6 protein-coding genes and 1 pseudogene are annotated in these 10,951 nt (G+C 68.9%); 4 read left to right on the top strand and 3 right to left on the bottom strand.

Annotation, left to right across the window (positions count from 1 at the left end):
* Positions 1-306: 306 nt before the first annotated feature.
* Positions 307-3,504 carry an RHS repeat-associated core domain-containing protein gene (locus tag KUM39_RS22215; protein WP_308288202.1) on the bottom strand — a complete coding sequence of 1,066 codons (3,198 nt, stop codon included), beginning with the start codon at positions 3,502-3,504 and terminating at the stop codon, positions 307-309.
* Positions 3,505-3,700: 196 nt separating this feature from the next.
* A complete protein-coding gene (locus tag KUM39_RS22210) occupies positions 3,701-4,213 on the bottom strand; it encodes a hypothetical protein (RefSeq protein WP_217787509.1) in 513 nt (170 codons plus the stop codon).
* A 461-nt stretch (positions 4,214-4,674) separates the two neighbouring features.
* Here KUM39_RS22210 and KUM39_RS22205 point away from each other — a divergent pair, with 461 nt between their 5' ends.
* The gene (locus tag KUM39_RS22205; protein ID WP_217787508.1) at positions 4,675-5,118 is read left to right on the top strand and encodes a GNAT family N-acetyltransferase; all 444 of its coding nucleotides are present in this window, start codon (positions 4,675-4,677) and stop codon (positions 5,116-5,118) included.
* Between the two features lies 1 nt (position 5,119).
* On the opposite strand, the pseudogene KUM39_RS22200 reads toward KUM39_RS22205, so the two are convergent.
* A pseudogene (locus tag KUM39_RS22200) lies at positions 5,120-6,254 on the bottom strand (IS630 family transposase).
* A 329-nt stretch (positions 6,255-6,583) separates the two neighbouring features.
* On the opposite strand from KUM39_RS22200, the gene KUM39_RS22195 reads away from it, so the two are divergent.
* The 3 genes from KUM39_RS22195 (at position 6,584) to KUM39_RS22185 (ending at position 10,837) form a co-directional block, all read left to right on the top strand.
* Positions 6,584-7,096 carry a hypothetical protein gene (locus tag KUM39_RS22195; protein WP_217787513.1) on the top strand — a complete coding sequence of 171 codons (513 nt, stop codon included), beginning with the start codon at positions 6,584-6,586 and terminating at the stop codon, positions 7,094-7,096.
* A gap of 301 nt (positions 7,097-7,397) precedes the next feature.
* Positions 7,398-8,279 carry a diaminopimelate epimerase gene (gene dapF / locus KUM39_RS22190; RefSeq protein ID WP_217787507.1) on the top strand — a complete coding sequence of 294 codons (882 nt, stop codon included), beginning with the start codon at positions 7,398-7,400 and terminating at the stop codon, positions 8,277-8,279.
* Positions 8,280-8,584: 305 nt separating this feature from the next.
* Complete coding sequence (locus KUM39_RS22185; RefSeq protein ID WP_217787506.1) at positions 8,585-10,837, top strand: RelA/SpoT family protein; 2,253 nt, start codon at positions 8,585-8,587, stop codon at positions 10,835-10,837.
* Positions 10,838-10,951: the final 114 nt, after the last annotated feature.

Raw genomic sequence — 10,951 nt, 5'->3', positions numbered from 1 at the left:
TAGAGTCATATTCAGGAGCGAGTCTTCCGACGAGCAAGCACGGAAAGGATCGCCAGAAGCACTCCGCATGCTGCGCCGATCGCGCCCATGACTATCGGCGGCGCGTCACCAGTAGCCAGTCCAGCGACACACCCACCGAGGCCCCCTATGATCAAAATCGCAGAGAAGACTAGCGTTTTCCTTACCGCGTCATTCATCGATGCATCTCTTTTAGAGTTCATCAATGCACTACCCCTCCATATTCTTGCAAGAATTTGTTGGGCCGGGAGGGAGGTCCCGGCCCAACAGAGATCTCTGCCCTGACGGTTACCCGTAGGTGATGAGGTCTGTGTTGTAATAACCTGCGACAGCGCCGAGCGCGCAGCTACCGATGACAGCAGCACCAGCACCTACGGCACTGCCGACTCCGGCTCCGACTACACCGCCGACCGCAGCGGCGTATCCGATGGCTCCGGTTTCTGCTGCAGCTCCGATACCGGCGACACATCCGACAGCCGCCCCCCACCAATCATTGGCGTTGTCGAGAAAACCGGACACGCTGTCTAGGAATCCCAGACCAGAGGGGTCAACGTTGTTGATGGGGTCGCCACCGGCGTACAGGTAAGTGTTCTGTTCCTGGCCTGAGGGGTCAGGTTGGGTGAAGCGGCCGAGGCGTGGGTCGTAGAAGCGAGCGCCCATCTTGTACAGCCCGGAGGGGTCGAGGTAGGCGCTGGTGTAGCGGAAGGGCTGCTGGGTGCCGGTGGTGGTGCGCGGCTCGCCGTAGGGGCCGTAGGTGTAGGTGGCGGTGCGCGTGCCGGTGGTGTCGACCAAGCCGATGACGGAGTTTTGGGCGTCGGTGAGGTAGTACTGGCTGCTCCCGCCGCTCCTCATGCCCACCAGGGTGCCCGAGGGTTCGCGGACGAAACCGGTGGCGGTGCCGGACACGCTCTGGCCGGTGAGGCCGGTGGCGGCGTTGGTGAAAGTGGCGCTGTCGCGGGTGAGGCGTTGGGTGTTGTCGACGCCGGCGTAGGTCTGGTTGGTGGTCGTGCCGGACTGGGTGTAGGCCCCGAGCTGGGTGAACGGCGTCCAGGATTCGGCGGTGCGGGTGCCGGTGGGGCTGGCCGCGCTGGTTTCGTTTCCGGCGCCGTCGGAGGTGAAGGCGGTGGAGGAGTCGTAGCCGGTGAGTTCGCCGGCGTCGTCGTAGGTGTAGGTGTGCTGGGCGCTGCTGCAGGCCGAGAGGGAGGTGCCGGTGGAGCTGGCGGTGCGGTTGCCTGCCTTGTCGTAGCAGTAGGCCCAACCCGCGGTGGTGGAGCCGCTCTTGGTCTCGACGGCCTTGGTGAGTCGGCCGCGGGTGTCGTAGCTGAAGGTGGTGGCGGCGCCGTCGGTGGTGCGCTTGTAGATCTTGTCGGTGTCCTTGCCGCCGTTGCTGTAGTCGTAGGAGATCGACGACAGCGTGGTGGAGCCGGACTTCACCTCGATCTTGCTGGGGCGGCTGTCGTTGTCGGGGGTGACGGTCTGGGTGGTGCCGCCGGGGAAGGTCGTCTTGGTGCGCTCGCCGTCGTTGTTGTAGTCGAACGAGGTTTTAGCGCCGCCGGGTTCGGTGACCGAGGTCAGCTCGTTGGCGTCGTCGTAGCCGTAGGTGACGGTGCCAGAGGAGTCGGTGGCGCTGTCCACGTTGCCGGTCGGGTCGTAGGTGATGGACGTTGTTCCCGTGCCGGGCAGGGTGCGGAGGCGTTCGCGGTTCTGCTCGTCGTAGGTGAACGTGGAGGTGCCGGCGGGGGTGGCGCGGGTCTTGAGGTTGCCGTCACCGTCGTAGGTGTTGGTGGCGGTGCTGCTGCCGGACGCTTGGGTCTTGATGCGGTCGCGGTTGTCGTAGGTGTAGGTGGTGGTAATGCCGCGGCCGTCGGTGACGGTCTTCTGCCGGCCCAGGGCGTCGAAGGTGTAGGTGATCGGCTTGAGCGGGCTGGGCGGGGTGACCTTGGTCTGGTTGCCGGCTGAGTCGTAGGTGTAGCTGGTCTTCTTGCCCCGCGGGTCGGTGGCGGTGCAGCGCTGGCCGGGCAGGCCGCCGCAGTCCATGGTCCCGGAGGTGGGGTTGTAGGTGTAGGTCCACACCGCCCCGGTGCCGCCGGTGGTGGTGTCGGTGGAGGTCAGTAGGTTACCGGAGGTGTCGTAGGCGTTGGTGGTCTTGTCTGCTGTAGCGGAGGTGAGGGTGGCGGGGAAGTAGCCGCTGCCCTTCTTCGCCCAGGTCGCCGTCGCCTGCGCGCCCGTGGGCAGGGTGGCGCCGGAGGGGTTGAAGGCACTGTCGTAGTCGTACTTGACTATGTTGCCGTCGTCGGGGGTGGCACCCATGGCGTCGGTGGCGGTGGCGACGTCGTTGTCCGGGCCCCAGGTCTTGGAGCGGGTGTGGCCGAGGGGGTCTTCGGTGCTCTTGGTGTGCCAGTAGCCGTCGACGGTCTTGAGGGTGTTCTTGCCGCGCGGGTCGGTGATCCGCACGGTGCCCTCGGTGTCGGTCTGGTCCTGGCCCAGCAGCCAGCGGAAGGCGGTGGTGTTCCCGCTGCCGGTGGCATTGTCGACTACGCGGGTCAGGGAGGCCGCCCGGGTGCTGTCCCAGGTGAAGGTGGTCTGCCGTCCCTCCGCCGTGGTGACCTTCGACAGACGTTGGGAGGCGTCGTAGTCGAAGACGGTGGTCTTGTTGTCGGTGTCCGTGATCGTCTTGATCAGGTTGCCGGTGTAGGTGTAGGTCACGGAGCGGCCGGTGTCGTCGGTGACCTTGGTGATGTGGCTGCCGTCGTTGGTGATGGTCAGGGTTCGGCCCGACGCGGCGGTGATCTTGGATGGGAAGGCGCCTGAGTAGGTGAGGGTGGTGGCGTTGCCGTTCTTGTCCGTCACCTTCGATACCCGCGCGTCCCCGGTGGTACCGGAGCGGGTGAAGGTGGTCTTCTCACCCGTGCGACGGCTGGTGAGGGTGAAGGACTTGCTGTCACTGGCCTCGGTCAGGTCCTGCTTGTAGCCCTTGGCCGGGGTGAAGCCGGATCCGTCGCGGGTGAACACGGCCATCGTCCCGCTCGGCCCCCGGACGACGACGGCGTCCGACGTGGGCTCGGTGACGCGGTAGTCGGCACCGGAGGTAGTGTTCCAGCCCGCCTGGCCCAAGCTGTTGAAGGTGTTGCCCCAGGACAAGCCGGGCCCGGCATCGGCGATGTCGAAGCCGGTCGCAGTGACCAGTAGGTTGCCGTTGTCGTAGTTGACCTGCGCGCTGATGGTGTCGGAGAGCTGGGCGGTGGAAAACTCCGACCACGGCACCTGGCCGACCCCCACCGGGACGACGCTGGTGGCCGCCGCGGCCAACTTGCGCAGCGGGCCGCGCTTGTCGGCCGCCTTCACCGGAGTGCTGGTCGGTGCCTTGGTGACGCCCAGGGGCGTGCGAGCGGCGTGCGCGGTGGGTGTAGAAGAGGCGATGCGGTGCGGCTGAGCGGCGGCCGGGAGGGCCGCAGTGATCGTGGCGGTCGCGGTGGCGGCGGCCACGATCGACAGCGGAAGCCATCGTGTACGCCGCGCCGATGCGGGCATGCGGGATGTCAAGACGGTCTCTCCAATGCTCGGGAAAGCAGCTGGAAGCAGGGCCCGTCGGGGGTGGCACCCATGCCGGGGTGCCACCCCGCCCTGCGTGAAGGAGTCGACTCGGCGCACCATGCTCGCCGAGCCGGTAGTGCTGACCTGGCTAGGCGCAGCGTTTGTCCGTGCGCACCTCGTAGTTCGGCTCGTTTGTGATGTAGATCTGGCCGTATCCGGAGGTGCACTCGGTGATCGTGTTGGCGGCATTGCCCCAGAACTCCTGGGAGTGGGTGCCGAAGACGGTACGCTTGCCGACCAATGAGTTGCGGTCGTAGGACCACACCCCGACGGTGAGGTCGAAGGTGATGTTCTTGTCCAGGAAGGACTGCCACACCCACACGTAGCCGTAGTTCTGCTTGCAACTGGGCGAGTAGAACTGCTTGACCGAGGCGATCTGATCCGTGCCCCGGTAGACGTAAGACGTGGTGCCGATCTGGTAGGCGTCCGAGCAGACGCCGGCTGTCTGCGCCGCGGTGCTGGAAGGGTTACCCGCTTCCGTACCCGCCTTGCCGGCGGACGTGGACGAAGTCCCTCTCGGAATGGGACCCGTGCCCGCCGCCGCCACGCCTGTCCCCAGCAGCGACAAGGCGGCCGCAGCCACCGTCGCCACGATCGCCATCCATGCACGCTTCACGTGCATCCCCCTCAGCGACAGAAGCGCAGCCCGAAGCAACCGCGTGAGCGATTCATGGAGGCTTGCGCCGATTAACGGCGCACCAGCTGGTGCGCCGTCACATCTTCATCACACTGCGCAAGGGAGTGGCGTATTCCATGAACGAAAACACGCACAGTGACTGGTGGTACGCAGCGTGGCGCGATGAAATTTTGGACTCCCGACCTTCACTAAAAAGATCAATATTGAACTTCGCCGACGATTGTAAGGTTGAAATTTGCTTCAACCTGCACTTTTACTTCTCGCCAGGAGCATGTGATGTCCCTGACAGGCATGTCCCCGTCAAAGGCGGGTACGGCGACCACTTTCGCTGTGTGTGAAGCGAGTTGCCTACACACACGGGACTTCTTGCCAACCGTCCGCGGTCGGTTCTCCACTCAATGGCGGCTGATGAGGCCGGGGTGTACATGAGCGAGCGCAGCGGCGGCCTTTTTGGCTTGGCAGCTCAGGTCGAGCACTGGTTCGGTCCGATGGTTGGGACCCCTGGTTTCCAAAGCGCCGTGGACAAGCACATTCGCCGGTCCACGGCGCTCGTCGCCCACTCGGGATCGGATGTCCTCGGCGGCCTGCTGTTTGGCAGCAAGGCCCCGATCTACCACGTCCACTGGCTCGTCGTCTCGGAGAAGGAACGCGGGAAGGGCGTCGGTCGTGCGTTGATGGCTGACGCGACACGTAGGTTTGGACGCGGTCCGGGCAGCATTGAGGTGATCACCTTCGGGGCCGACCACCCGGGCGCAGTCGCCAGTGGTGCACGTGTCTTCTACGAGTGCCTCGGTTTCAGCCCGGCCGGGGCCGCCGATCCGGGCCCGGAAGGCGGTTCACGGCAGGTCTATCGCCGGTCCATCATCTGATTCAGGCAACGTTCGCCTTGTTCACGACCTCGCGTAGGCGCTGGTCGTCGGCGTGGTGGTTTCGCCAGATGATCTAGCGGCGGATCATGCTGCCCTGTTCCTTGTGGCTGGCGTGGTCGGTGCCATCGAGGGTGAAGTAGCGCAAGGCGCTGAACTGGGCCTCGATGCGGTTGAGCCAGGAGCTATTGGTGGGCGTGTAGGCGATCTCGACGTTGTTCGCCGCGGCCCAGGTGCCGACCCGCTGGCACCTCTTCGTGGTCCGGTGCGGGGAGAAATTGTCACAGACGATCGCGATCCATACCGATGGCAGGTAGGGGGTGCGCAGGTAGCGGCAGAACTCCAGGAACTGGGTGCGCTTCTTGACCGGCTTGATGTGGCCGTAGAGCTTGTCCTTGCCCAGGTCCAGAGCGGCGAACAGGTGCCGCACTCCGTCGTAGCGGTTGTGGGTCGCCCGCCGTCTGCGGCGTGGTTCCCGCTCGGGGTCCTTGTGTGTGCCGCCGCGTTCGGCCCACTGCCGGCCAGGGTGGGGCATGAGGTTGAGCGGCCCGAACTCGTCCATGCAGAAGATGACTTTGGGCTCGCCTTCCTCGGATATGACCTCCCCGTCAGCGATCGCGTAGAGGTGTTCGACGCGGGCCTTCTTGGCCGCGTAGTCAGGATCACGGGAGATCTTCCAGGTCTTCAGGCGGTGAAAGGAAACGCCTTCCTCGCGGAGCAGGATGCGCAGGCCCTCGTGGCTGATGTCATCGAGCACCCCCTCGGCGACCAGAAAGTCCGCCAGCTTGGTCAGACTCCACGTCGAGAACGGCAGGTCGTGCTCAGTCGGCTTGGACTTCGCGATCTTCTTGATCTCGCGCCGCTCGGGCAGGGTGAAGGTCTTCGGCCGGCCGCCCTTGTACTTCGGATACAGGGAGTCGAAGCCATCGGTGTTGAAAGTTGTGGATCACGTCCCCCACCCGGTCCGGGTTGGTGAACGACACCTCGGCGATCTTCGCCACCGGCATGCCCTGCGCGGACAACAACACCATCTGGGCCCGCCGCCAGGTCACCACCGATGCGGTTCCCCGGCGGATGATCCGCAGAAGCCGTCTGCCTTCGTCATCGTCGATCTCGCACACGCGTACTCGTTCTGCCACCCGCATAGCTTGACGGCCCGACGCCGCCCGAGCGGCGGGTCACATCCCAGAGGGCAAACGTTGCCTGACGCGGCACTGGCTTGTTCGACATGGTTCTGTCTCCTCGGTGGCCGGAGCCGCGTAATCAGGCGCTGACCTGGGGTTATTGCTGACCACTTGCTGACCTGCCGATCATCGTTACGCGTCTGACCTGCACAAACCTCAAATCCCGGCTGTAACAGCCTGATCACGTGATGGCATCGGGATGCGCCGCCGGTCATCGGGGGCTCCGCCACCGTGCCATCATCGAGCTCCGATCGACCTAGTCCTAGTGGGGAGGGCGCGTGGCGATGGAGGCCGGCCCTCGTGACTCCGCACGCGATGCCGAGCGCGTCACCGCCGACGACGGCGCGCCGGAACCAGGCGCGGACCGGCTCGTGGACCTCGCCGACGACGGCCCTGACACGGTGTCCGACGGCGTGACCGCCGACGGCCCGACGCCCGAGGAGATGTACGCGGGCGGCCCCGAGGTCGAGGTCGAACTCCGCCCCCAGCGACGCCTGCGCATCTGGCAACTCGCCCCCATCGTCGCGCTGGCCGCGGGGGGCTCGCTGATGTTCGCCTTCCCGCTCGCCTTCGACTTCGGCGACAGCGGTGCCGTCATCGCCATGCTGGGTCTGCTCATCTGCTTCTGCGCGGCCGGGTGGGGCATGATGGCCGCCCGCCGCGTCGGCCACACCTGGCCCGGACTGCCCGCCCGTGGCACCGGTCGCCGCCCGGACTGGCGGGTCGTCCTCGCGTACGTCCTGCTGGTGGCCGTGGTGGTCGTCCTCGCGGTGTGGCGCGTGGCGCGGTTGCGCTGAGGGCTGGGCGCTGGGAGGTGAGCGCTGGGCGTTGCTGTTGCGCTCGGCTGTACGGCCGTGGGTGGCAGGGCGTGGGGCTGCTGGGCCGCTCGCCGGGCCGATGATCGGCTGTGGGGTGGTGGCGAGCGGGCGCGTATCGCCTGTCGCACACGGTCTGCTGTCCGCGCCGGTGCCCGACCGCCGACCGCTCCGACCCCTCCGACCACCCGCCACCCCGGACGCCTCCGGTCCGCCCCGCTCCCGGTCCACCCGAGCCCGCTCGTCGTCGCGTTCCGTGACCGCCTCCCCGTACGATCGAGGCATGAGCACGCGGATCGCCTTCCTCAAGGGCCACGGCACCGAGAACGACTTCGTGATCGTCCCGGACCCGGAGAACGCCCTCGACCTCGCCCCGGCCGCCGTCGCCGCCCTGTGCGACCGCCGGGCCGGACTCGGCGGGGACGGGGTGCTGCACGTCGTACGGTCCGCGGCGCACCCGGAGGCGCGCGCGATGGCCGCCGAGGCGGAGTGGTTCATGGACTACCGCAACGGGGACGGCTCGATCGCGGAGATGTGCGGCAACGGCGTCCGCGTCTTCGCGCGCTACCTCCAGCACGCCGGGCACGTCACCGAGGGTGACCTCGCCGTCGCTACCCGCGCGGGTGTCAGGGCCGTGCACATCGCCAAGGACGGGGACGTCACCGTCGGCATGGGCCGCGCCCGGTTCCCCGACGGTGAGGACGACGCTCGGATCACGGTGAGCGTGGGGGAGCGGAGCTGGCCCGCGCGCAACGTGAACATGGGCAACCCGCACGCCGTCGCCTTCGTGGCCGACCTCGCGCACGCCGGAGACCTTCTCGTGCCCCCGCCGGTCGCGCCCGCAGGGGCGTACCCGGACGGGGTCAACGTGGAGTTCGTGGTGGACCGGGGACCTCGGCACGTCGCCCTGCGTGTGCACGAGCGGGGGTCCGGCGAGACCCGGTCCTGCGGCACCGGCGCCTGTGCGGTCGCCGTGGCCGCCGCCCGCCGCGACGGCGCCGACCCGGCGGTCACCGGCACCCCGGCGACGTACACCGTGGACGTGCCCGGCGGACGGCTGGTGATCACCGAACGCCCGGACGGCGAGATCGAGATGACCGGCCCGGCCGTGATCGTCGCCGAGGGGACGATCGACGGCGACTGGCTGGAAAGCGCCACCCGCTGACCTCGTCGTACAGGGATGGGACGGACCGCACCGGGGTATCACGCAGCGGTTTTCCGGCCGGGGAACAGGGGTTCCCCGCGGGTGGCACGGTTCGAATCCCCGGCCGACTCCGCTCTGGGTGGCGCGAAATCTAAACCTCCTCCCCGTCCCTCGAATGGGTGATCCGTTTCACGCTCGGCGAGAGGCGGTCGGCCGGGCGTGATGGGCTCGGTAGCATCAAGCACCGGCACGGACGGGGGAACGTCGCCAGACCCTGAGCCGCGCGCCCAGGGCTCCGTCCACCGGTCGATGAGCCGGAGGTGCCCATGACCGCGGAGGCCACGAACCCCGCGACGCCTGTCCCGGTGGCGCCCGCGGCGCCCGCGGGGGCCCGCAGGAAGTCACGTGCCCGGATCGACCTGCGTCGGCTCGGCCGGGCCGCGCTGCTCGGACCGACGGCCCGCGACCGGCTCCCGGACGCCATCGGCCATGTGGTGGAGGCGCACCGCGCCCACCACCCCGACGCCGACCTCGAACCGCTGCGCCGGGCCTACGTCCTCGCGGAGTCCTCGCACCGGGGCCAGAAGCGCAAGAGCGGCGAGCCGTTCATCACCCACCCGCTCGCCGTCACCCTTATCCTCGCCGAGCTCGGCGCCGAGACCACGACGCTGACCGCCTCCCTGCTCCACGACACCGTCGAGGACACCGAGGTCACCCTCGCCCAGGTCCGCGCGGAGTTCGGGGAGGAGGTGCGGTATCTGGTGGACGGCGTCACCAAGCTGGAGAAGGTGGACTACGGCGCCGCCGCCGAACCGGAGACCTTCCGCAAGATGCTCGTCGCCACCGGCAGCGACGTACGCGTGATGTCGATCAAGCTCGCGGACCGCCTGCACAACATGCGCACCCTCGGCGTGATGCGCCGCGAGAAACAGGAGCGCATCGCCAAGGTCACCCGTGACGTGCTCATCCCGCTCGCGGAACGGCTCGGCGTACAGGCGCTGAAGACCGAGCTGGAGGACCTGGTCTTCGCCGTCATGCACCCCGAGGAGTGCGCGCGCACCAGGGAGATGGTCGCCGCCAACGCCGCCCGTGCCGACGACCCGCTCGCGGAGGTCGCCGACGAGGTGCGGGGCGTGCTGCGCGAGGCGGACATCCCGGCCGAGGTCCTGATCCGGCCACGGCACTTCGTCTCCGTGCACCGTGTCGCCCGCAAACGCGGCGACCTGCGCGGCGCCGACTTCGGCCGCCTGCTGGTCCTGGTGAACGAGGACGCCGACTGCTACGGCGTCCTCGGTGAACTCCACACCTGCATGACGCCGGTCGTCTCCGAGTTCAAGGACTTCATCGCCGTACCCAAGTTCAACCTCTACCAGTCGCTGCACACCGCCGTGGCCCGCGCGGACGGCCAGGTCGCCGAGGTGCTCATCCGCACCCACCGGATGCACAAGGTGGCCGAGGCGGGCGTGGTCGCCCTCGGCAACCCGTACGCGACCTCCGCCGACGAGCAGACCGGGGCCGAGGACGCGGGCGCGGCCGTGGCGTCCGGCGCCGACGGCGAGCGTGCCGACCCCACCCGTCCCGGCTGGCTCTCCCGCCTCCTGGACTGGCAGCGGGCCGCGCCCGACCCGGACACCTTCTGGTCCACGCTGCGCGAGGACCTCGCCCAGGACCGCGAGATCACCGTCTACCGCCCCGACGGCGGCACGCTCGGGCTGCCCGAGGGCGCCACATGCGTGGACGCGGCCTACGCGCAGTACGGCGAGGACGCGCACGCCTGCATCGGCGCGCGGGTCAACGGGCGCCTGGCCACGCTGAGCACCGTGCTGCGGGACGGCGACACGGTGCAGCCGCTGATGGGCCAGGACCCCGCCTCGGAGCCCTCGCGCGAGTGGCTGGAGCACGCCCACACCCCCGCCGCTCGCATCGCCATCCAGCGCTGGCTGGCGGCCCATCCGGCGCCGGAGGAGGGCACGGCGGAGGGTGGGGACGCCGAGGTGGCGGACGGCACGGCGGGGGCCGAGGGCGTGCGGGCGGCGCGCGTCGCCGCTGCCGAGGCCGCCGCCGTCCCCGGGGCCGCGTCCGGAACCGCCGGGGCCGAGCCCGCCGCCGGGGGGCGCCCGCGCGGGGCCGAGGTGCTGGTGGACCGGCCCGGCGCCGCCGCCCGGCTCGCCGGGTGCTGTACGCCCGTGCCCCCCGACGAGATCACCGGGTTCGCGGTGCGCGGCGGCGTGGTCACCGTGCACCGCGTGCAGTGCACGGCGGGGGCGCACATGAAGGGCCGGGGGCGCCCGGAGATCACGGTGCGCTGGGGGGACACCACCGAGTGCCGAGTGACGCTGGTCGCGGAATCGTTCGGCCGCCCGCATCTGCTGGCCGATCTCACGGAGGCCATCGCGCTCCAGGGCGTCGAGATCGTCTCCGCGACCGTCGAACCCCCCAGCCAGCAGCGCGTCCGGCACCGGTACACCCTCCAGCTCCCGGACGCGGGCGGCCTCCAGGCCCTGATGCGCGCCATGCGGGACGTACCCGGCGTGTACGACGTGGGCCGCGCCCAGCACCAGACGGCACCGGCGTTCTGAGCGGCGCACGCGCCCGGCGCGCACGCGTGCCCACAGTGCCCGTTTCGGCGCGCCCCGGGGTGTCCGCCCCTGCGGGCGTTCCCGCACCCCGCTCCGTGCCCGCTCTGCGCGCAT

The organism is Streptomyces corallincola, from assembly GCF_019104725.1.
Classification (GTDB): Bacteria; Actinomycetota; Actinomycetes; order Streptomycetales; family Streptomycetaceae; genus Streptomyces; species Streptomyces corallincola.
Note: the sequence above shows the minus strand (reverse complement) of the source record. Positions and strands in the feature narration are given on the sequence as shown.